This window comes from Eremococcus coleocola ACS-139-V-Col8 (genome assembly GCF_000183205.1).
GTDB lineage: Bacteria > Bacillota > Bacilli > Lactobacillales > Aerococcaceae > Eremococcus > Eremococcus coleocola.
This window is the reverse complement of record NZ_AENN01000006.1, coordinates 181,591-202,956: the sequence shown is the minus strand read 5'-3', so window position 1 is coordinate 202,956 and position 21,366 is coordinate 181,591. Positions and strand designations below refer to the sequence as shown.

Here is a 21,366-nt window from a genome sequence, read left to right as displayed (position 1 = left end):
AAATGATGAAGACACAACTAAAACCATGTCAATCATTTTATTACGGCTACTTTAGATAGTGTTTGTATCTAATCTTATAGATACAAACACTTAACAAACAATGTTTGTATCTATAAGGAGCCGTACTTCTGATGCGCCCTTATAGATGAGAATCTATCAAGGGTGGCAGGACCTTTCTTAAAGTATCCTTTTTCTTTTTTCCGCCCGAGTTGATTCTCGGGCGGTTTTTTTGTTACTTGGAAAAGAGACAGGAGGAATTATTATGTATGACTATTTACGCAAAGGACTTATCACTCTCTCAGCTTTAGGGATGACACTCAGCCCCTTAGCTTTGCATAAAAATCAGGTGCAAGCAGATGAAAGCTTGAAGGTTGGGGTGATCCAATATGTGGAACATGAATCCCTAGACCAAAATTATCAAGGTTTTGTCGATGGCCTTAAAGAAGCTGGTTATGAAGAAGGTAAAAATCTTGAATTAAACTATGTGAATGCAGCGGGAGATAACGCCAATTTGCAGTCCATGTCAGAATCTGTCGGCAAAAACAGCGATTACCTCTTTGCGATTGCGACACCAGTGGCGCAAGCTTTGGCTAATATTGAAAAGGAAAAACCCATATATATTTCTTCAGTGACAGATCCTGTGTCGGCGGGTCTGGTAGAATCTTTAGAAAAACCCAATACCAATGTCACCGGAACCATTGATGCGGGTCCATTGAAAGAACAGGTTGCCCTAATTAGTCAAGTTGCCCCAAATGCTAAAAAGGTGGGCTTGATTTATAACTCTGGAGAAGCAAATTCAGTGTCAGAAGCCAAACTTGCTAAAAAAGAACTAGAGGCAGCCGGTTACCAAGTGGCTGAACAAACCGTTACTTCTACAAATGATATTTCCCAAGTGATGCAGAGCCTCGTAGCTGATAAGGTCGATGCCCTATTTACTGTGACCGATAATACGATTGCTTCTGCTATGACGTTAGTTGGAGATATGGCAATTGAAGCCAAATTGCCTTTAGTGGGTGGCTCCAAAGATATGGTCCTTAATCGGGGCTTGGTGACTTACGGTTTAGACTATTATGAACTCGGTAAACAAACAGCTAAAATGTTGGTTGACCAAGTTAAAAGTGGAAAAGATACAAAAGACATCCCTATTCAAACGGCAGCTAAGTTAGATCTTGTTGTCAATAAGGATGTGGCACAAGCTCTAGGCATAGATCCAGAATCAATTAAAACCAAATAAAATAAGGAGAATTATCATGAAAAAAAATAATATAGTAAAATGTTTGGCAGCACTTGCCTTGTTAGCAAGTCCCTTAACTTTCAATCCAAGTAAGGTTCAAGCAGCTGAAGATCCCATCAAAGTAGGTATCTTACAATATGTAGACCATGATGCCTTAAATGCAGTCAATAAAGGTTTTGTAGAGACTTTAGAGGCCTCTGAATATGGTGACCGGATTGAAATTGATCAAACCAATGCCAATGGTGACCAAGCGACCCTGCAATCCATCTCAGAAAAATTAGCCCGCGATAATGATTATTTGTTTGCCATTGCTACGCCAGCCGCTCAGGCTTTAGCTACAGTAGAAAGTGAGAAACCAATTTTTATTGCTGCCGTTACAGATCCAGTAGCAGCTGGCTTAGCTGATTCCATGGAAAACCCTGGGCGGAATGTGACCGGAACTAGTGACCAAGCACCGATTGACGAACAAGTTGATTTGCTGGTACGGAATTTTCCGGATACCAAGACAGTCGGTTTAATCTATAATTCTTCAGAAACAAACTCTAAGATCCAGGCTGACCAAGCAGTGGAATTGCTTGAAAAAGCAGGCCTTAAAGCCCAGGTGGCGACAGTCACTGGTACCAATGACATTGCCCAAGTTCTAAATCCTCTGTTAGACCAAGTCGACGCCATGTTTATGGTGACAGATAATACCATTGATAGTGCCATTACCCTAGTGGGAGATTCGGCCAAGGAAGCCGGTATTCCAACCATTGGTTCATCCGATTCGGTTGTTAGAACCAATGGTTTAGCGACTATCTCTAATTCCTATGAAGATTATGGGGTACAAACAGCTAAGATGTTAATTAAAATGTTAGATGAAGGGCTTAAACCAGGCGATATGCCGATTGAATTAGGTGATGCTTATGAAATTGTGGTCAATGAAGATTTTGCGAAAGCTTTGAATTTAGACCCAGCATCGATTAAATAGATTTATTAAGTGATTAATCAAGAAAGAGGATGAAATTAGATGATGATTGATGTATTAACATCGAGTATGACCCAGGGTACAGTCTGGGCGGTAATGGCGATTGGGGTATATATTACCTTTCGTTTACTAGATATTCCGGACCTATCAGCCGAAGGTGTTTTTCCTTTAGGGGGGGCGATCGCAGCGATTATGATTAGTTCGGGTATCAATCCGATTATTGCCACGCTTTTATCCTTTGTAGGAGGCTGTTTGGCAGGAGCTTTGGCTGGGTGGATTCACACCCAATTGAACATCCCACCATTAATCACGGGTATTTTAATGTTGACGGGACTTTATTCTATTAACTTACATATCATGGCCGGTCGGCCAAATATTTCCCTTTTGGGTCAGGATACCATTTATTCCCTCTTTCAAAATCACTTTGCTTTTTCTAAAAATGTGAGTGTAACAATTGTTTCTTTACTTATTTTAGTGATTGTAATCCTACTACTAGTTGCTTTCTTACACTCTGAAATTGGTTTGGGCTTACGCGCAACCGGGGACAATGACCGGATGAGTCAAGCCAATGGGATTAATATTGCAGCTATGAAGACCTTGGGGTACATGGTGTCGAATGGCTTGATTGCTTTGTCTGGCGCAATGGTCGCTCAAAAGGATGGCTTTGCTGATATTTCGATGGGGATTGGGACCATTGTAATTGGTTTAGCCTCCATCGTGGTGGTAGAAGTTATCTTACCCAATAAGTCGATTGGTGTCCGCTTAGTTTCTTTAATTTTAGGTTCCTTTGTCTACCGGTTTATTATTGATATGATCTTAAATCAAGGTTTGATTGATATCCAGCCGACAGATTTACGCCTGTTTTCAGCGATTTTACTTGGCTTTGTTCTTTATCTGCCTGAATTCCAAAAAGGCCATAAGCGTCGTAGAAGTCAAAGCAAGGCATAGGAGGATAAGATAATGAGCCAAACAATTCTTGAGTTAAATAATATCCATAAAATTTTTGAACAAGGAACAGTCAATGAAAACCATGTCTTAAAAGGTCTTAATCTTGAACTAAATCTAGGAGACTTTGTGACGATTATTGGGGGCAATGGGGCGGGAAAATCAACCCTGATGAATACCATTTCGGGTGCCTATAGTCCTGACAAAGGAAGTATTACTATCGATGGGCAAGATGTGACCCGGTGGCCGAGTCATAAGCGGGCTAAATTGGTATCTTATGTCTTTCAAGATACACGGATGGGAACGGCAGGACGGTTGACCATCGAAGAAAATATGGCCCTAGCTTCACGCCGTGGTTTAAGTCATCGTCTAAGAAAAGGGGTTAAAGAAGCTGACCGCCAACAAATGCGACAAGCCTTGGCTTCCCTAGGATTAGGTTTGGAAGACCGTCTTGGCACAGAAATTTCTCTTTTATCCGGTGGCCAAAGACAGGCAATTACCTTATTAATGGCGACTTTACGCAAGCCCCAACTATTACTTTTGGATGAACATACCGCAGCCCTGGATCCCAAAACTTCTGAGATGGTTATCGATATTACTCAAAAAATTATCGAAGAGCAAAATTTAACTACCTTGATGATTACCCATAATATGCAACAAGCCTTAAATCTAGGCAACCGTTTGATTATGATGCATCAAGGGAAAATCGTCTTAGATGTCAAAGGTGAAGAGAAAGCTAGGTTAACTATTACTGATTTAATGAATCTCTTTAAGCAAGCAGCTGGCCAAGAATTGGTTTCAGATGAATTATTACTTTCAGAATAAACTTGCCTTTTTAAGAGAGTATGCTAAACTAGGTTTAGATTTTAAGGCTTTTAATGCAAGCCGAGAGCTTGCAAAAGTACCGTTTGAATTTTTATAAATTCGAGGAAAGCCCTTTGGAAATCAGAGGGCTTTTTGTGTGCCCAAAAGCCAAATAAAAAAGGAGTGGACACAATGGAAACAAGTGCAAATAATTGTCAGTTAATATATGGGGTTGAACAAACACCACCGCTTAAACAAGGGATTCTCTTATCCTTCCAACATGTTTTTGCCATGTTTGGAGCGACTATTTTAGTTCCCTTAGTCTTAAAGATGTCAGTCTCAACCGCCTTGTTAGCCTCTGGAATAGGGACTTTAATTTATATGGTTTGTACTAAATTTAAAGCTCCAGTCTACCTGGGCTCTTCATTTGCTTATATTGCAGCCATGGCTTTTGCTAAAGAGCAATTAGGTGGTGATATTTCAGCCGCTCAAACGGGGATTATGATGGTAGGGCTCCTTTACGTCTTGGTCGCCACCATCGTAAAATTCACCGGCAGTCAGTGGATTAATAAGCTCTTTCCTCCGATTGTGATTGGTCCCATGATTATGGTTATTGGGCTTGGCTTAGCTAGTACAGCGGTGAAGAATGCCGGGTTTATCGAAGATGGGGATTGGAAGCAGATTGTCACTGCCTTAGTTACTTTTCTCGTCGCGAGTTTGATCCAAACCAAGGCCAAGGGCTTTATCCGGGTGGTTCCTTTCTTGGTTGCTATTTTAGTTGGTTATATTTGTGCGATTTTCTTTGGCTTAGTTGATTTTACGGAGGTGAAAGAGGCTGCCTGGTTTAGTTTACCAGACCTAAGTTTACCGTTTGCTACCACCATCCCAGAATTTGGTCAGTATAGGTTTTATTTTGGTCCGGAAGCCTGGGCTATCTTACCGATTGCCTTTGTCACTATTGCTGAACACATGGGGGACTCTCTCGTTCTAAGTGAAATTATTGGCCGGAATATCATAGAGAATCCTGGCTTGAAACGGACCTTGGCTGGCGATGGGATTGCTACCTTTGTTTCGGCCTTGATTGGTGGACCAGCCAATACAACCTATGGGGAAAATACCGGAGTGATTGCCTTAACGAAGATTGCTTCCATTTCAGTTATTCGAAATGCGGCTTTGATTGCGATTGCCATGTCATTCTTAGGTAAATTATCTGCCCTGATTGCGACCATTCCTACGGCTGTCTTAGGTGGCATGTCAATTCTCTTATATGGCGTCATTGCCTCAAATGGCTTGAAAGTACTGATCAAAAACCGAGTTGATTTCAACCAATCACGTAATTTAGTGATTGCCTCAGCCATGATGGTGATTGGCTTAGGCGGTGCGGTCTTGGAGGCGGGCTCGGCCTTGGTTATTTCAGGCACCGCCTTATCTGCCTTAGTGGGTGTAGCTCTAAACTTAATATTGCCCCATGAAAGTAATCTAGAAGAATAAAGGAGACAAGTAATCATCTTGCCCCTACTGTTTTAGACTTTACTTGGAGTGATTGATAAATAGAATGAATAATCAGGGGTTGGGCAGAAAGCCCAGCCCTTTTTCTTTATCATTTACCGTTTCAAATATGAAGTATAACTCGAAGGCAATAATTGGGTCTAAAGGTGGACGAATTTTATTTTTATTCGCTTATAATTTATTTATATTCCTCTTTTGAAGGCAGTCTAAATGACCTAATGAGGGATTCTTGCTATAATAATGTATAAAAAAGGAGGGAATCCTATGTACTATTCAATGTTTGATTCAACTTATCTATTAGTAATTATTGGGATGCTTTTAGCTGGTTGGGCTTCAAGTCGGGTGAAGTCAACCTTCAATAAGTATAATGATTTAGAAACGGAAAAAAGAATTGCAGGTAAAGATGCTGCTCAATTAATTCTCCAAGGTGCGGGCATTCATAATGTTCGGATAGAACCGATTCGCGGTCAATTAACTGACCATTATGATCCTCAAAATAAGGTCTTACGCTTATCAGAAGCTACTTATGCTTCAACCTCAGTTGCTGCAGTAGCAGTCGCGGCCCATGAATGTGGGCATGCGGTTCAAGATGCACAAAATTATGGTTTTCTACGTTTACGGGCGGCCTTAGTTCCGGTGGTAAATATTGGCTCACAAGCAGCCATGCCTCTAATCTTTATTGGCTTATTGATGCAATGGATGGGCTTAGTTAAACTAGGTATTTTTGCCTTTACTCTTGTCTTACTATTCCAAATTGTCACTTTACCGGTTGAGTTTGATGCTTCGAAACGGGCACTTCAAATCCTAGAAGGTCAAGGAGTCTTCTCAATGGCAGAGTTACCAGGTGCGCGCAAGGTCTTACGGGCTGCTGCCTTTACTTATGTAGCTGCTGCCATTTCAACCGCCTTGCAACTCTTCCGTCTAATTCTAATTTCTCGTCGGCGAGACTAAGCTAACTTAGTCTTATTACATAAAGGAGTGTTGTTAATGGGTCTCATTAACCGACTTATTTCAAATAAATTTAATCCGAATTTGGCTGTCGATTTACAGTCGAAAAGTAAAAGTCATCTGGATAAGATGCAGACTGCCAATATTATTGTCGCAGGTAAAACTGGGTCAGGTAAATCGACCCTCATTAATGCAATTTTTCGCGAAAAAATTGCCCAAACCGGGGTGGGTAAACCGATTACCCAGCATATTCAAGAAATTACTAAAGAAGGTTTACCAGTAGTCCTGTATGATACCAAGGGCTTGGAGTTGAGCCAACGAAACCAAAAAGAAGTTTTGACGACTTTAGCAGACTTAATTAAAGTTCAAGCACAAAAAGGACCTAAAGCGGCGATTAATCTGGTTTATTATTGTATTAATAACAGCATGGGCCGGATTGAGGATTTCGAGATTGAATTGATTCAAGCCTTAGCTAAAAAGGTTCCTGTCATTCTAGTTTTAACCCAAACTTTAGGTCAAGAACGGAAAGATTTTGAAACTTATCTTAAAGAATTGAAACTACCAGTACGGGCCATAATTCCAGTCTTAGCTAAACCCTATTTATTGACGGGTAAAGAATATTTACCAAGTTTTGGTTTGCAAGCCTTGATTGATATGACGATTGAAGTTTTGCCTGAGGAAAGTCAAGGGGCTTTTATTAATGCCCAACAAGTAGATCTAGACCGCAAGGTCGCAAGGGCTAGGCGTTGGGCGAAACGTTATATCACTACTGCCTTTGGGGTCGGCTTTATCCCAATTCCGGTAGCTGATTCGGCCGTCTTAGTACCAATGCAAATCGGCATGTTAGCCCATATTTCTTCAATTTTTGGTGTATCCTTAGATAAATCGCAAATCTTATCAGTTTTAGCTGGTATCGGCGGTACTGGGGGAGCTACCTTAATTGGTAAATATTTGGTGTCATCGGCGACTAAATTAATTCCGGGTCTAGGCACTGTCACCGGTGGTTTAATTTCAGGAGCAACAGCTTCGAGTTTAACCGTCGCCTTAGCTTATTCCTATATTGAGGTCTTGAAGCAGGTGACCTTAGCTGAAAAAGCAGGTCGGGATATGCCACTTAAAGAAATCCAACGTCTGATGAATTCTAGTTTGAAAGAACAATTTGAAACTTTAAGTGAAGTCCTGCCAGAAGGATTTAAAGATATGAACGTTGTAGATTGGGCCCAAGCCTTATTTAATAAGAAGAAAAAATAAAATAAATCAAATAAGCTCTCCCTAAGTATTTGTTCTTAAGGAGAGCTATTTTTTGATAATAAAATATTGTAACGCGGTGGTTTGCAGTGGTTCTTTATTGAATGAAGTTGAACTCATATCTTTGTTCAACTATTGGAGCACTTACTGGGGCGCTTGGAGGTAAACAAGTTAGCGCTCCAGTAGTTGAGCGAAAGTATGAGCTCAACTACATTTATCCAAGTGCTCCAGCAAGCGAAAATCAGAGATTTTCATGCTTCTTGCCTGCTCCTATCAGCGAATAAACTCATCTTTAGTTTGATTGGAAACTTTCCGAGGTTGATTGAGTTTGCCTTGCAATTTAGATAGGCCTTCTTTAAAGTCAAGCGGGTTAACGCGTTTAGACCAGAAGCCCCCATGGATAACCTTGGCATCGTAGGAAATATAGAAAGCACTCGGGTCTATTTCCTCAATGGTTTGGTAAAGCGCCCGTTCATTAGAGCGTGGTGTCAGGACAGTCAGGACTATGCGGTCCCCATCCCTTCCGTAGGCTGGTTGGACCGTGACCCCATAACCCAACTCTCTAAGATTGTTGGCTAAGCGGTGGTCATCAGAAGGGGAGAAAATTTGAATAGCCGAATAACCCAAGGCAATTTTGTCCTCGATTAAAATCCCAATGTAGGTCCCAACTCCAAAGCCCACGGCATAGGCAATCAGGTAGATGGGATTATCAAGAAATTTCATGACCATAGAAAGACCTAAGGTATAAACAATGACTTCGATAATACCAACTAAGGGAGCAACATTTCGGTAACCTTTAGTGGTTAGAATCACCCTCATAGTGTTTAGCATAATATAAATTAAATTGATTGAAAATATTTGGAAAAGCACAGTCCAGTTCATTAAATAACCTCCATTATTGTATTTTCCCGATGTTTCCATGCTAAAGGAAAGCAAAGTCTATGTAAAATAAAACGATTATATAACTTGTTATTCAAGCGGTGACAGAGTAATATGGAAATACAATTGTAATTATTACTTTTACAATCTAGAAAAAGGAGTACTTATGCCATTACTAGAAGTATCGAATTTATCATTTTTTTATGATAATGAAAAAGTTTTAAATAATATCAATTTTAGTCTGGAATTAGGTGAATTTGTGATTTTGACCGGTGAAAATGGAGCGGCTAAATCAACTTTAATCAAGGCAATCTTAGGCTTATTAAATCCAGCAACGGGACAAGTAAAACTAGCCAAGATCAATCAAAGAGGACAGAAATTATCTGTTGGTTATGTTCCACAAAATATCACCTCATTTAATGCTGGTTTTCCATCTACGGTTCAAGAGTTTGTTGAGTCAGGCCGGTATCCGAAGAACCGGTGGTTTAAACGCTTGGATGCAGAAGATCAAGAGCATGTAGAGCGAGCCCTCGATTCAGTGGGGATGACCAACCTACGTCATAAATTGATTGGTGATTTATCGGGTGGTCAGAAACAACGGATTTCCCTGGCCCGGGTTTTTGCAACGGATCCTGATTTCTTCGTCCTGGATGAACCAACGAATGGGATGGACACTAAATCAAGACGCGCCTTTTATGATTTATTACGTCATTTATGCCGCCATCATGGTAAAGCTATCTTGATGGTAACCCATGCGGATGCTGAGATGGAGGGCTATTATGACCGTGAGATTCATTTACATAGAGAGGAGGGAACCCCATGGAGATGTTTCAGTATGACTTCATCCAAAGAGCCTTTGCCGCAGGTTTAGCCATTTCCTTTATTACCCCTATTTTAGGTCTCTTTTTAATACTGCGCCGACAATCACTCTTATCAGATACTTTGTCTCATATTTCTTTGGCCGGGGTGGCCCTAGGCTTACTTTTACAATGGAGTCCCACTTATGCTACGCTGATTGTAGTGGTGCTAGCTTCTTTATTAATAGAATATTTAAGGGTGGTCTATGCAGACTTTTCAGAAATTTCGGTCGCCATGATGATGGCGACGGGGATGTCGGTGGCCCTAGTCCTGATTACCTTTAATACATCGGGACAAGTCTTTAATATTGACCAATATTTATTTGGTTCGATTATCCTTATATCAGATCAAGAAGTGAAGCTTTTATATGGGTTAGCTTTGGTAGTTATGGTGCTTTATTTAATCTTTAAACGTCCTTTGTACGTAATGAGTTTCGACGAAGCAACAGCCTATACAGCTGGTTTACCAGTTAAGTGGATGTCTATTATTTTTTCAGTCGTAACCGGGGTGGCGATCTCGATTATGATGCCAATTGTGGGGGCGCTCTTAGTTTCAGCCCTTATAGTTATTCCTTCAGCCACTGCTATCAAAGTTTCACGGAGCTTTGGGCAAACGATATTTTTTTCCTTTGTGATTAATCTGTTAGGAGTCTTTGCTGGGATTACGCTGTCCTATCAATTTGACACACCACCAGGTGCGTCCATTACGCTATCATTTATTCTTATTTTTGTAGTAGTGACGATCTGCCATCGTATTTGGTCTCAGAGTCAACGCCATCGTATACAAGCCGATAGCAAGTTATAAACTTAATAAGGAAAGACACACCAAAGTTTAATTTAAAATACTAGATACACTTATACCAAGAGGGCGGCAAAGGAAACACTTAGGTTTCGTTTCTGCCCTCTCTTTAAATAAATCGTTTCACGAACTAAAAATAATAAAAACACTGTTAAAGTTTGTTTTTTGTGGTAAAATAAGGCAAAGCTTAAGGAGGGCCTGATGACAATGACTAAACCTAAACGCAATGAACGTTTAATTTATTTAACCCATTATTTTTTAGAACGCCCTAATCAATTAATCCAATTTTCTGATGTAAGTGAAGAGTTAAGTGCATCTAAATCTTCATTGAGTGAAGATATGGATATTTTACGAGATTTATTTGCTAAATATGAATTTGGGAGTATAATTTCGCAGACGGGTGCCGGCGGTGGGATGATTTTTGTACCAAGTTTAGGCAAGGCAGAAAAAAAATTGCTGAAAGAAAAGTTGACCCATATCTTGGAGGCCAGTCCCCGTGTCTTACCCGGTAATTATATTAGCTTAAATGATGTTATCCGTGATCCGCAGCTTATGCATTTGGCTGCTAAACTGATTGCTGGCCATTATGCCGACCAGGGAATCGATGCAGTGATGACGATTGAAACAAAAGGGGTTGGCTTGGCTGCTTTGGTCGCTAATTTATTGAATGTGCCATCCGTGGTTGTTCGACGGGATTCCAAGGATTCAGTGGCTCCGACGATTTCCGTATCCTTTGTTTCAGGTTCTTATCAAACGGTCATGAAGATGGAATTACCCAAGGATAGTCTACAAGCAGGAAGTAATGTCTTGATTGTGGATGACTTTTTACGCAATGGTGGGACAGTAGATGGTCTGATTACTTTATTAGGTGAATTTGATTGTCATGAAGCAGGGGTTTGTGTTTTAGTCGAAAATACGGCGCCCGATCATGGACTACCTTATGATATGCAAGCCTTAATGTCGGTCAATATGGTTTTTAATTCAGAAACGAGACACCATGATTTGATAGCCCAACCAGGATCTTTATTAAAAAATATCTAAGTTCCTAGTAAAAAAGCCTTGAAAACGTTATAATAAATTTGGAAAATTTTTTGCTTAAAGGAGTGGCAGAATGTCAAAACGGTTAGCGGTTATTTTAGCCGCTGGTAAAGGAACACGGATGAAATCAGATCTATATAAGGTCTTACATCCAGTGAATGGCCTCGCTATGATTGAACATGTTGTGGATGCAGTGCAAGCCGCAAAAGTTGATCAAATAGTGACAGTAGTAGGCTTTGGGGCTCAAGCAGTCAAAGAATTACTAGGTGAAAAGAGTCAATATGCCCTTCAAGAAGAACAACTTGGAACGGGACATGCCGTTCAACAGGCTAAAAGTATTTTAGCTGGAGAAGATGGGGCTACTTTAGTAATTTGTGGGGATACCCCTTTGATTTCATCCCAAACAATTAATCAACTGTTCGACTTTCATGAACAGAGTGGTGCCAAGGGAACGGTCCTGACCGCTCAATTCGACAACCCGTTTGGTTATGGTCGGATAATTCGACAAACAGATGGGACAGTGTCTCATATTGTTGAAGAAAAGGATGCTAATGATGTCGAACGTTTAGTGACTGAAATTAATACCGGCACATATGTTTTTGATAATCAACTCTTATTTGAAATGTTAGATTTAGTCACTAACGACAATGCACAAGGTGAATATTATCTGCCGGATGTGATTGGCCTCTTACAAGAACGAGGACATCTGATTGCCGCTCACGTTATGGCTGATGCAGACGAAGCTTTAGGTGTGAATGACCGCCTTGCTTTAGCAGAAGCAGGTCGTTTGATGAGCCGCCGGATTAACCGCAAACATATGTTGAATGGCGTTACTCTAATTAACCCAGCCACAACTTATATTGAGGCCCAAGTTCAAATTGGCCCAGATACAGTGATTGAAGGTGGCGTCTCTTTAAAAGGACAAACCAGAATTGGTAGTCATGCCTATATTGGAGCCCATTCTGAGATTTGTGATAGTCAAATTGGCGATCAGGTGCAAATTAGTCAATCTGTGATAGAAAAGTCTACAGTAGAGCGGGCTGCAACCATAGGTCCTTTTGCTCATTTAAGACCGAATTCTCATTTAATGGATGAAGTCCATATTGGCAATTTTGTTGAAGTGAAGAATTCGACGATTGGTAAGGGCACTAAATCAGGTCATTTAACTTATATTGGCGATGTCGACTTAGGCAAAGATATTAACATAGGTTGTGGAACCATCTTTGTCAATTATGATGGTAAGTACAAGCATCGCTCTACAGTAGGCGATCAAGCTTTTATTGGTTGTGATACAAAAATTATGTCTCCAGTCGAGATTGGACCACGAACTGTAACAGCAGCAGGTTCGGTTATTACCGATGACATACCTGAAGACGCGATGGGAATTGCGCGGTCACGCCAAACTAATATTCCCAATTACTATCCCAAGTTTATAAATAAATAATAGGAGGAATTTGTAGTAATGGAAAAGCACACATATAAAGATCCAAAGTTAAAGGTATTTTCTTTAAGTTCTAATCCCGAATTAGCCCAAAAAGTGGCGGATGAAGTTGGGGTTGAGTTAGGTAAAATTAGTATTTCGAAATTCGCTGACGGTGAAATCAAGGTAAATATTGAAGAAAGTATCCGTGGGGATCATATTTATATCGTACAATCCACATCAAATCCTGTTAATGATAATCTAATGGAGTTAATGATTTGTATTGATGCACTTCGTCGGGCAAGTGCCAAAACAATTAATGTTGTCATGCCATATTACGGCTATGCGCGTCAAGACCGCAAAGCCCAATCACGCGAACCCATTACTTCTAAATTAGTCGCAGATATGTTAACCAATGCTGGTGTAGATCGGATGCTAGTGATTGACCTTCACGCTGCCCAAATTCAAGGCTTCTTCAATATTCCCGTAGACCATTTGATGGGGGCATCTTTATTAGCTAACTATTTCTTGGATAAGAATCTATCTGGAGATGATGTAGTAGTTGTTTCACCAGACCATGGTGGTGTGACTCGGGCACGCAAATTAGCAGAGTTCCTCCACGCACCGATTGCCATCGTAGATAAACGTCGACCAAAAGATAATGTTGCTGAAATTATGAATATAGTCGGCGATGTTAAAGATAAGGTTGCTATTATTATCGATGATATGATTGATACAGCAGGTACTATTACGCTTGGTGCGCAGGGAATTAAAGATAAAGGGGCAAAAGAAGTCTATGTCTGCTGTACTCATGCTGTTTTATCTGGCCCTGCCATTGAACGCTTAGAAAAATCTTGTATCAAAAAAGTAGTGGTTACTGATACAATTGCCTTACCAAAAGAAAAACATATTGATAAAATTGAAGTGGTAACGGTAGCCCAATTATTAGGTGAAGCCATCAAGCGGATTCATGAAAACCGGTCTGTAAGTCCACTCTTTAATGAACAATTTAAAATAATTGATTAAATTTAAATTATCCCACACTGATTATTAAAATAAATAAGCTTGACCTCCTATGAGCCTTAGTGCCTTGTAGGGGGTCTGGTTATTTTCAAAATATAAAATACTAGAAAATTTTGTCATACTTGACTTGTTTCATGTCAAGTTAATGGAGTTTTTATGGTAAAAAGAAAGTAAAACCTTTATAATATGGGAGAAATAAAGGATAAGGATCCTTTACAGAAAGGAAGTTTTTCTTGAAGAAACATTCAGATTGGAATAATATCCTAAGAATTTCAACCACTATCATGGGTGCTTTGTTATTTCTTCTAGGTATTTATATTTCATTTTATTTTAAATTTTTTGGGCAGGTTCCGGGAAGAAATCTTTGGGCCTTTGAGGCCTCCTATCCCTGGATTATTATTGGATATATAATTATTAACATCCTGTTTGGAACTTATATTTTTTATAATAAAAATTTACTAGACTTAGCTTATTACACCATTTTAAGTCAGCTGGCAATGACCGTCTATTTAATGGCCTTAACTTATGCAGGCTCATGGCTATCTTTCCCCCGGTCAGTGGTCTTAATTAATTTCTTAGTGGGTAGTGTTTTAATGTTTGCTTTCAATAGCTTGGCTTACATCCTTTATCAACGTATTCGTGGTCAGAAACGAGTCATGGTGGTGGGACAAGAAGATAGGGCTTTGGAAGCCGTTAAAAACTTCTCCCTCATGAAAAATAGCCGGCATAAGGTAACTCATGTGGTTCTATCTAATTATTATTATAATGTGCGCCAGCTAGCGGATGAAGTTGATATTGTCTATCTAACTGGTCGGATTGAAGAAAGTGAACGGTTAGAAATTTATAAATTTTTGATGGACCACAATCAGAAGTTGTTTATATCAACCAACTTTGAAAACCTCATGATGGTTAATCCTAATATTATGAATTTTCAGGATGAAAGTATTATTGAAGTATCTTCCTTTGGTATTGCTAGCGAAGAAGCCATGGTCAAGCGTTTTTTGGATATTGTGGCGGCTTTTTGTTTGCTAGTTATAACCTTGCCAATTACCTTGATTACTGCTTTAGCTATTCGGATTGATTCACCCGGGCCAATTTTTTATAAACAAGAACGGATTACCATGGACCACCGTCCTTTTAATATCCTAAAATTCCGATCAATGAGTCAGTCAGCTGAGGCTCAATCCGGCCCGGTCCTAGCTTCTAGTAATGATAGTCGGGTGACCCGGGTGGGTAAGTTTATTCGGGCTACCCGGATTGATGAATTACCGCAATTGATTAATGTGCTTAAAGGGGACATGTCCTTGGTTGGACCAAGACCTGAAAGACCTTTTTTTGTTAATCAATTCGTAGAGCTCAATCCCTATTATTCACTTCGTCATCATGTGCGGGCCGGTATCACGGGTTACGCTCAAGTTTACGGGAAGTATGCGACTGATTTTAATAGTAAGTTAAATTTTGATTTATTGTATATTAAGAACTATTCTTTAGCCTTTGATTTTAAACTACTTTTTCAAACCATTAAAATTCTCTTTGATAAGGTAAGCTCTCGTGGGGTTGAAGATAAGGTGGAAAGTCAAGTAACTTGGGATAAATTTAAAAATGATATAGATATAATCAAATAAAGCTTTAGATTAGAGCAGATTTTAAATCCATGGTATACTATAAAAAAATAATGAAAGGCGTGAAAATATGAAAAAATTGTTCAATGTAATGATTGCGACTATTGCTGTTGTTAGTTTGATTTTTGCCGGTGCCATGCCAGTTTCTGCCCAAGATATTAATGTTAAAGATGTTTTAACAAAGGTTCAAGAGGCCAATAAAGAACTAGGTTCTCAAGAAGGCGATGCTAAATTAGATTTCTCAGTGACAATCGATGGAACTGAACAAATTGCAGGCGATTTAAATGGAACCTTCCAAATGAATGTCGATCCTAAATTTGCTGCTTTTATTGATGGCCAAGGGAATTTTCGTCAAGCAGTTCCTGTAACGGACGAAAATGGTAATGTGACTGAAACACAAAACCAAGAAATTCCTTTTTCAGGTCAGATAACTGTATTAGATAGTATTCTTTATGCCTTTGATGGTTCTGCTTGGACAGTCGAAGATATTTCTGATGTTGAAGCTGAGGTTTCTAAAGTCTATACTGACGCTATGGCTCAAGTAACAGAATCTCAAGCTGAAGTAACAGATGACTTAGTTGCTTTATATGAAAAATATATGGATATTACTGAAACCGATTCAGAATATGTTTTTAAAATGAAACCAGATATCAATTCGGAAGAATTCTGGGCAGATGCACAAAAAGTTGTTGATATTGAAAAAATTAAACAAGAAGCCATTGATGATGCCATTGCTCAGGCTGAAGCACAAGGAATCGAAATGACTGAAGAACAAAAAGCTCAAATGAAAGATACTTATGATAAAGCCTTTAATATGATTTTTGACATGTTTGATAATTATGAAATTCACTATGCCAAAGATACAAATAAAGTAACTAAGTTAGTCATGAATATGACCTTAGACAATGAAGATCTTGCTAAACTTGCTAGTGAAGCAATGCCAGCGGAGGATAGCCAAGTAAACCTTGTCTTTAATCTTGAAATGAACTTTAAAAACCATGGTCAAAACTTTGATATTCAAGTACCAGCTGATGCCCCAACCTTTGATGGTGGTCAAGAATCCAGTGATGGTGCCGATGCAAATGCAAGTGATAGCGCCACAGACCAAGCAGCTGACAGTGCGAGTGAATCAACTGAAAGTCAAGAATAATGCTTAAGTAAGATTTACTTTAATAATAGAAGACCCTCCAGGATTGTCGCTACCGTTTGGTAAAGACATCCTGAAGGGTCTCTTTTTTATGGATGCAATTAATGATAAGGTAAATTGATTTGTTTGATGCCCAGGTCTTCCCAACTCAGTTTGCCTTGGAGGCGGTCGGTTAATTCAACCATGACATGGTCAAGCTCTTGGCTAGGAATGGATAAGTGATGAATGACCTTATCAGTATATTTAGTATCGGTAATTTCAAGCGGTAAGGTGTGTGTGTGAAGGGATTGAAGCAAGCCGTCATTATTTTTATAATCAATGACTAATTCCACTTGATTTTGGTCAACATTTTGAATCCGTTGACTCTGAGCCAAACATTCACTGGTGGCGGATGAATAAGCCCGGATAAGGCCTCCAGCTCCTAATTTAATACCGCCGAAATAGCGGACTACTACAGCTAGAATATAAGTTAATTGGTTCTGTTTCAGGACCTCTAAGATGGGCATTCCTGCCGTGCCACTGGGTTCACCATCATCTGACAACTTTTGAATATTCGAATCATCCCCTAAAATATAAGCCCAACAATGGTGGTTAGCTTTGTAATGTTCTTTACGAATTTCTTGCAGTCGTGTTTGGGCTTGGTCTGGGCTAGTGATAGGTTCTAAATAGCTAATAAAACGTGATTTATTTACAATAAGCTCAGCCTCTTGTGGCTGGGCAATTGAATAATAATTAATCGACATGGTATTCCCCCTGACTTTTCTATATTTTACAAATGTTTTTAAAATCCCGCAAGTATGGGTGAGTGAGGTAACGGTCAGTTGCTTTTTTATGAAATAGGCAAAAATTTGAGGGCCTTTGACGACAAAGCGAATTTATCATGGTAAAATATGACTTAGATTAATTATTTACCAGAGGGAGTATACCGTGGTTAAGGAGTGAAAAAATGCCAACAGCAATTATTGTTGATAGTACCAGTTATCTGCCAGAACAATTATTGGCACACCCACATGTATATCAAGTAACTTTATCTGTGACATTTGAAGATGGTAAACAAGTTTCTGATTTAGTTTCGGACGATAAGGCACAAAAATTCTATGATTATTTGAGTCAGTCCAAACAAACTGCCACCACCTCACAACCACCCATCGGTGAGTATATGCAGTTGGTTGAAGATTTAGTTGATCAAGGTTATGAGCGAATCTTGGCCTTTCACCTTTCTTCCGCCATTTCGGGAACCTATCAGACCGCAGTGACAGTCTTACAGGAATTTAAAGACCAAGTTGAATGCTATGTCTATGATACTAAAGCTGCTTCAGTGGTTATGATGGCCTTAGTTGAGACTAGTCTAAGCTTATTAGACCGAGGCATGGCCATGCCGGAACTAGATAAAATTCTCAAGGATATGATTGCTCAAAGTCATATTTATTTAACGGTGGAAGACTTAACTTATTTGAGCCGTGGCGGCCGGTTGAAGAATTCAGCTGCAATTATTGGTAACCTATTTGCGATTAAACCGATTTTATTTTTTAATGAGGCGGGTGAGATTGTCCTTTTAGAAAAAGTCCGCACTCGTCGTAAATTGTATCAACGTCTGGCTGAGATTGCTGAGGGTGCTTTTGAAGCCAACCCTCAAGGCTTTCAATTATATTTTGCCCATGCCTTGGGTCAAGAGGTGATCGATCAAGTGGTAGCAATTCTTGAAGAAAAGTTTGGCACCATCGACTATCAAGTTGGTTTGTTAGGACCAGTTGTGGCAACCCATGTTGGCATAGGGTCTTGTGGCATGGCCACAGTTCCGAAGCTCTATTAAGACTTATATTCTCATTTTAGAAAACAAGCTTAAGTAGAAATTTCTACTTAAGCTTGTTTTTTTAAAAGGAAACGGAGTTAAATGGGGTATTTATTGCTAGGGGTGAATTATGTCTCAACAATTAGCAAGCATATTCTGGGGACGTTTAATCAGTCAGCATGAGAGCCGCCTAGACCCTGACCAATGGCAGGCTATCCAAGCTGAGTTACAAAGCCAACCGGCTATTATTCAAGGAACTTGCCAACGTTGTGGTAATCAAGATTTGATTTACTTTGATGGTCTTGATACTCAAGGTCAGCCGCTCTCTGTTTCATATTGTCGTCAGTGTATCCAACTTGGTCGGATGAGTAGTCAAAGTAAGTTATATGGGCTCCCACCGGCTAAAGATCCGCTGGGACTAGCTGGCAAAAGTTATCTGACTTGGCAGGGTAGTTTATCAGCTGAACAAGGTCGGGCCAAAGAAGAACTCTTAGAAAGTTTGAAGGATAGGGGCCGCCCTCATATGGTGCATGCGGTGACGGGTGCTGGAAAAACAGAGATGATTTTCCCTTTAATTGATCAGGTTGTGAGTCAAGGGGGACGGGTAGCCATCGTGTCACCCCGGGTGGATGTTTGTTTAGAATTGTATCCTCGGATTCAAGCTGCCTTTTCAAACTTGGATCTGGTAGTCTTGCATGGAGCTATGACCGAGCCTTATCGGTATACTCCGATTCTGATTGCGACTACCCACCAAATGCTTCGCTTTAAAGCGGCCTTTGATTTGATGATTGTGGATGAGGTGGATGCTTTTCCTTATGCGGGTGACCCCATCTTGCATCAGGCAGTCCAAGGAGCTTTAGGACTGCAAGGGAAGCTAATATATTTGACAGCCACCCCAGATAAATATTTAAAAAAGCAAGTGCAAAACGGACAAATGACGGCGACCATCTTACCTGCACGCTATCATGGCTATCCCTTACCGGAGCCCGATTTTCACTATATCGGTCCTTGGGAAGAGGAAGTGAAGTCAGGTAAAAAGCAAGGTAAACTATTCCAAAAACTTTCTTCATTTCTCAGACATCCTGGAAAAAAGTTAATTTTTATGGCGAATATTGCCTTAGCCGAACAATTATATTCACTATTAACCCAGATGTATCCGGATCTAGCCTGTGTCCATGCCCAAGATCCTGAACGACAGGATAAGGTGATGGCTTTAAGAGAAGGGAACGTATCCGCTTTAATTACAACTTCGATTTTAGAGCGCGGAGTGACCTTTGAGAATTGTCATGTTTATATTGTGGGAGCAGATAATAGATTATTTACGAGTGCAGCCCTCATTCAAATGTCAGGACGAGTGGGGCGAAAATCAAATTTTCCAAGAGGAACGTTAATTTATGGCCATAACGGAGTATCTATGGCTATGTGGTCAGCCCGCCAGCAAATTAAAAGGATGAATCGCTTGGCCAGAGAGCGAGGTTTATTGCATGAATGATACTTTTTGTGAATTCTGTCAGGGAAAAATACCTAAAAAATTAGCTTTAGAGGATATTTTTGCTTGGCGCCCGTTAAATACTCCCTATATTTGCTCCGACTGTTTTGAGGCTTGGCTTCAAATTCAAGATATGGATCAAAGCCATCGGTGTAAAGCGTGTCATCGGATTTTAAAGTCTGGTGGAGAAGCTGATTATTGCCAGGATTGCCTGCGTTGGTTGGACACCTACCCTAGCTATTATTTGAGACATCATTATCTTTTTGCGTATACAGATATGTTTCGTGATTGGCTTTTTCGTTATAAATACCATGGGGATATTTATTTAGGGCAACTCTTAAAAGGTCCTTTAGAACATGCCTTAAAAGTATATCGGTCCTATTCCTTCATTATTTTGCCTTCTTCGCCAACTAGTTTAAGCCAACGTAATTTTCATCCTGTCGGTCACCTTTTAGATTTAGTTAAGCAACCCTATTGTATTCCTTTTGATTATCAAGGGGATGGACGTAAACAGGCCCGTAAAAGTCGTCAGGAGCGGTTAAAGTTGAGCCAACCTTTTGTATTGAATCAATCGGGAATAGATTTTATCAAAGCCCATGAAAAAATTATATTTTTTGATGATGTTTATACAACTGGAACTACTTTATTATCCGCGAAAAGGGCTATGATTGAAACCCCTTACTTTACTGATAAACATGAACTTATCTCCCTATCATTAGTCCGAGAATAATTGAAAATAATTGTTTCCGTTTTCAAATTCTTGTGAATATGTTATAATTAGTAAAAGGTAAAAGTTATCTTTTAATATTATTTAGAAGTGAGGGATTTTTATGTTTAACTATAATGTTCGCGGGGAAAATATTGAAGTGACCCAAGCAATCAGAGAATATGCCGAAAAAAAGGTTGCTAAATTAGAACGCTTCTTTACTGATGTGCCTGATGCAACAGCACACGTGAATTTAAAAGTTTATCCCGATAAGACAGCCAAGGCTGAGGTGACGATTCCATTATCATTCTTAGTACTCCGGGCTGAAGAAACCACAGATGATTTATATAAGAGTATCGACTTTGTGGTTGATAAACTTGAACGTCAAGTTCGTAAATATAAAACCAAAATTAATCGTAAAGCCAAAGGTGGCGGTACGATTCGCGAAGGGGATCTTCCAGATCTTGCGGTAAGTGCAAATAGTCCAGAGGAAGAAGAGCCAGAATTAGAAATTGTAAGATCTAAACGGATTAGCTTAAAACCAATGAGTAGCGAAGAAGCTGTGTTACAAATGAACATGTTAGGTCATGACTTCTTTATCTATACCGATGCGGAAACGATGGAAACTGCAATTGTGTATCGTCGAAAAGATGGTCGTTATGGTTTAATTGAAACAGCAGCTCTCTAAGACTGATAAATACTTACTGTTAGTTAAATAATGATAAAGGACTGGGTGAAATAACTCAGTCCTTTATTTTTGACCGGCAGAAGATTGGGTTGTTTCAGTCATTTTATTGGTTGAAACTAAAATTATTGGATTAAAAAGGCTCGGACTTGAAATAAATATACAAAAATTGTAAATTACATGGTACACTATAACAGTGAATGCAAAAAACAATAAGGGTATCCAGACCAATGTGTAAGTATCCTATGACTGAT

20 protein-coding genes are annotated in these 21,366 nt (G+C 39.6%); 18 read left to right on the top strand and 2 right to left on the bottom strand.

Annotated features, from left to right (window positions below):
* The first annotated feature begins 262 nt into the window (after positions 1-262).
* The 7 genes from HMPREF9257_RS02560 (at position 263) to HMPREF9257_RS02530 (ending at position 7,658) form a co-directional block, all read left to right on the top strand.
* Positions 263-1,234 carry an ABC transporter substrate-binding protein gene (locus HMPREF9257_RS02560; RefSeq protein ID WP_006417842.1) on the top strand — a complete coding sequence of 324 codons (972 nt, stop codon included), beginning with the start codon at positions 263-265 and terminating at the stop codon, positions 1,232-1,234.
* Between the two features lie 16 nt (positions 1,235-1,250).
* Complete coding sequence (locus tag HMPREF9257_RS02555; RefSeq protein ID WP_006417806.1) at positions 1,251-2,204, top strand: ABC transporter substrate-binding protein; 954 nt, start codon at positions 1,251-1,253, stop codon at positions 2,202-2,204.
* A gap of 39 nt (positions 2,205-2,243) precedes the next feature.
* Positions 2,244-3,149: an ABC transporter permease gene (locus tag HMPREF9257_RS02550; RefSeq protein WP_006417870.1), complete on the top strand. Its 906-nt coding sequence runs from the start codon at positions 2,244-2,246 to the stop codon at positions 3,147-3,149.
* Between the two features lie 12 nt (positions 3,150-3,161).
* Complete coding sequence (locus HMPREF9257_RS02545; RefSeq protein ID WP_006417798.1) at positions 3,162-3,971, top strand: ABC transporter ATP-binding protein; 810 nt, start codon at positions 3,162-3,164, stop codon at positions 3,969-3,971.
* Between the two features lie 171 nt (positions 3,972-4,142).
* Positions 4,143-5,441, top strand: coding sequence for a uracil-xanthine permease family protein (locus HMPREF9257_RS02540; protein ID WP_006417908.1), 1,299 nt, complete (start codon positions 4,143-4,145; stop codon positions 5,439-5,441).
* A gap of 282 nt (positions 5,442-5,723) precedes the next feature.
* Positions 5,724-6,410, top strand: a complete 687-nt coding sequence (locus HMPREF9257_RS02535) for a zinc metallopeptidase (protein ID WP_006417799.1) — start codon at positions 5,724-5,726, stop codon at positions 6,408-6,410.
* Positions 6,411-6,446: 36 nt separating this feature from the next.
* Positions 6,447-7,658, top strand: coding sequence for a YcjF family protein (locus HMPREF9257_RS02530; RefSeq protein WP_006417906.1), 1,212 nt, complete (start codon positions 6,447-6,449; stop codon positions 7,656-7,658).
* A gap of 270 nt (positions 7,659-7,928) precedes the next feature.
* Here HMPREF9257_RS02530 and HMPREF9257_RS02525 read toward each other — a convergent pair whose 3' ends face one another.
* Positions 7,929-8,537: a DUF2179 domain-containing protein gene (locus HMPREF9257_RS02525; RefSeq protein ID WP_006417874.1), complete on the bottom strand. Its 609-nt coding sequence runs from the start codon at positions 8,535-8,537 to the stop codon at positions 7,929-7,931.
* 163 nt (positions 8,538-8,700) lie between these two features.
* Here HMPREF9257_RS02525 and HMPREF9257_RS02520 point away from each other — a divergent pair, with 163 nt between their 5' ends.
* The 7 genes from HMPREF9257_RS02520 (at position 8,701) to HMPREF9257_RS02490 (ending at position 16,443) form a co-directional block, all read left to right on the top strand.
* The gene (locus tag HMPREF9257_RS02520; protein WP_006417746.1) at positions 8,701-9,405 is read left to right on the top strand and encodes a metal ABC transporter ATP-binding protein; all 705 of its coding nucleotides are present in this window, start codon (positions 8,701-8,703) and stop codon (positions 9,403-9,405) included.
* Positions 9,354-10,196, top strand: coding sequence for a metal ABC transporter permease (locus HMPREF9257_RS02515; protein WP_040466633.1), 843 nt, complete (start codon positions 9,354-9,356; stop codon positions 10,194-10,196). Before HMPREF9257_RS02520 ends, HMPREF9257_RS02515 begins: the two co-directional genes overlap by 52 nt.
* 195 nt (positions 10,197-10,391) lie before the next feature.
* The gene (gene purR, locus HMPREF9257_RS02510; RefSeq protein WP_006417736.1) at positions 10,392-11,231 is read left to right on the top strand and encodes a pur operon repressor; all 840 of its coding nucleotides are present in this window, start codon (positions 10,392-10,394) and stop codon (positions 11,229-11,231) included.
* Between the two features lie 70 nt (positions 11,232-11,301).
* Positions 11,302-12,672, top strand: coding sequence for a bifunctional UDP-N-acetylglucosamine diphosphorylase/glucosamine-1-phosphate N-acetyltransferase GlmU (glmU, locus tag HMPREF9257_RS02505; protein WP_006417762.1), 1,371 nt, complete (start codon positions 11,302-11,304; stop codon positions 12,670-12,672).
* An 18-nt stretch (positions 12,673-12,690) separates the two neighbouring features.
* Positions 12,691-13,674 carry a ribose-phosphate diphosphokinase gene (locus HMPREF9257_RS02500; RefSeq protein WP_006417786.1) on the top strand — a complete coding sequence of 328 codons (984 nt, stop codon included), beginning with the start codon at positions 12,691-12,693 and terminating at the stop codon, positions 13,672-13,674.
* 230 nt (positions 13,675-13,904) lie between these two features.
* Complete coding sequence (locus HMPREF9257_RS02495) at positions 13,905-15,296, top strand: sugar transferase (RefSeq protein ID WP_006417904.1); 1,392 nt, start codon at positions 13,905-13,907, stop codon at positions 15,294-15,296.
* A gap of 67 nt (positions 15,297-15,363) precedes the next feature.
* Positions 15,364-16,443, top strand: a complete 1,080-nt coding sequence (locus HMPREF9257_RS02490; RefSeq protein ID WP_006417794.1) for a hypothetical protein — start codon at positions 15,364-15,366, stop codon at positions 16,441-16,443.
* Positions 16,444-16,541: 98 nt separating this feature from the next.
* Here HMPREF9257_RS02490 and HMPREF9257_RS02485 read toward each other — a convergent pair whose 3' ends face one another.
* The gene (locus HMPREF9257_RS02485) at positions 16,542-17,183 is read right to left on the bottom strand and encodes a YigZ family protein (RefSeq protein ID WP_006417813.1); all 642 of its coding nucleotides are present in this window, start codon (positions 17,181-17,183) and stop codon (positions 16,542-16,544) included.
* Between the two features lie 203 nt (positions 17,184-17,386).
* Here HMPREF9257_RS02485 and HMPREF9257_RS02480 point away from each other — a divergent pair, with 203 nt between their 5' ends.
* From HMPREF9257_RS02480 to hpf, 4 genes are all read left to right on the top strand, one after another.
* Positions 17,387-18,253 carry a DegV family protein gene (locus HMPREF9257_RS02480; RefSeq protein ID WP_006417918.1) on the top strand — a complete coding sequence of 289 codons (867 nt, stop codon included), beginning with the start codon at positions 17,387-17,389 and terminating at the stop codon, positions 18,251-18,253.
* Between the two features lie 109 nt (positions 18,254-18,362).
* The gene (locus HMPREF9257_RS02475; protein ID WP_006417790.1) at positions 18,363-19,724 is read left to right on the top strand and encodes an ATP-dependent helicase ComFA; all 1,362 of its coding nucleotides are present in this window, start codon (positions 18,363-18,365) and stop codon (positions 19,722-19,724) included.
* On the top strand, positions 19,717-20,451 hold the full coding sequence (locus HMPREF9257_RS02470) for a ComF family protein (RefSeq protein ID WP_006417803.1): 735 nt from the start codon (positions 19,717-19,719) through the stop codon (positions 20,449-20,451). The genes HMPREF9257_RS02475 and HMPREF9257_RS02470 overlap by 8 nt, the downstream gene beginning before the upstream one ends.
* 100 nt (positions 20,452-20,551) lie before the next feature.
* Positions 20,552-21,115, top strand: coding sequence for a ribosome hibernation-promoting factor, HPF/YfiA family (hpf, locus tag HMPREF9257_RS02465; protein WP_006417754.1), 564 nt, complete (start codon positions 20,552-20,554; stop codon positions 21,113-21,115).
* The last annotated feature ends 251 nt before the right edge of the window (positions 21,116-21,366 follow it).

What these genes read in the sequence shown, in the direction of transcription:
- HMPREF9257_RS02550 (WP_006417870.1), top strand. Translation starts at nt 2,244, where the DNA reads ATGATGATTGATGTATTAACATCGAGTATGACCCAGGGTACAGTCTGG.
- HMPREF9257_RS02515 (WP_040466633.1), top strand. Translation starts at nt 9,354, where the DNA reads ATGGAGATGTTTCAGTATGACTTCATCCAAAGAGCCTTTGCCGCAGGT.
- HMPREF9257_RS02470 (WP_006417803.1), top strand. Translation starts at nt 19,717, where the DNA reads ATGAATGATACTTTTTGTGAATTCTGTCAGGGAAAAATACCTAAAAAA.
- HMPREF9257_RS02540 (WP_006417908.1), top strand. Translation starts at nt 4,143, where the DNA reads ATGGAAACAAGTGCAAATAATTGTCAGTTAATATATGGGGTTGAACAA.
- HMPREF9257_RS02500 (WP_006417786.1), top strand. Translation starts at nt 12,691, where the DNA reads ATGGAAAAGCACACATATAAAGATCCAAAGTTAAAGGTATTTTCTTTA.
- HMPREF9257_RS02545 (WP_006417798.1), top strand. Translation starts at nt 3,162, where the DNA reads ATGAGCCAAACAATTCTTGAGTTAAATAATATCCATAAAATTTTTGAA.
- glmU (WP_006417762.1), top strand. Translation starts at nt 11,302, where the DNA reads ATGTCAAAACGGTTAGCGGTTATTTTAGCCGCTGGTAAAGGAACACGG.
- HMPREF9257_RS02535 (WP_006417799.1), top strand. Translation starts at nt 5,724, where the DNA reads ATGTACTATTCAATGTTTGATTCAACTTATCTATTAGTAATTATTGGG.
- HMPREF9257_RS02480 (WP_006417918.1), top strand. Translation starts at nt 17,387, where the DNA reads ATGCCAACAGCAATTATTGTTGATAGTACCAGTTATCTGCCAGAACAA.
- purR (WP_006417736.1), top strand. Translation starts at nt 10,392, where the DNA reads ATGACAATGACTAAACCTAAACGCAATGAACGTTTAATTTATTTAACC.
- hpf (WP_006417754.1), top strand. Translation starts at nt 20,552, where the DNA reads ATGTTTAACTATAATGTTCGCGGGGAAAATATTGAAGTGACCCAAGCA.
- HMPREF9257_RS02530 (WP_006417906.1), top strand. Translation starts at nt 6,447, where the DNA reads ATGGGTCTCATTAACCGACTTATTTCAAATAAATTTAATCCGAATTTG.
- HMPREF9257_RS02560 (WP_006417842.1), top strand. Translation starts at nt 263, where the DNA reads ATGTATGACTATTTACGCAAAGGACTTATCACTCTCTCAGCTTTAGGG.
- HMPREF9257_RS02490 (WP_006417794.1), top strand. Translation starts at nt 15,364, where the DNA reads ATGAAAAAATTGTTCAATGTAATGATTGCGACTATTGCTGTTGTTAGT.
- HMPREF9257_RS02485 (WP_006417813.1), bottom strand. Translation starts at nt 17,183, where the DNA reads ATGTCGATTAATTATTATTCAATTGCCCAGCCACAAGAGGCTGAGCTT.
- HMPREF9257_RS02520 (WP_006417746.1), top strand. Translation starts at nt 8,701, where the DNA reads ATGCCATTACTAGAAGTATCGAATTTATCATTTTTTTATGATAATGAA.
- HMPREF9257_RS02525 (WP_006417874.1), bottom strand. Translation starts at nt 8,537, where the DNA reads ATGAACTGGACTGTGCTTTTCCAAATATTTTCAATCAATTTAATTTAT.
- HMPREF9257_RS02555 (WP_006417806.1), top strand. Translation starts at nt 1,251, where the DNA reads ATGAAAAAAAATAATATAGTAAAATGTTTGGCAGCACTTGCCTTGTTA.
- HMPREF9257_RS02475 (WP_006417790.1), top strand. Translation starts at nt 18,363, where the DNA reads ATGTCTCAACAATTAGCAAGCATATTCTGGGGACGTTTAATCAGTCAG.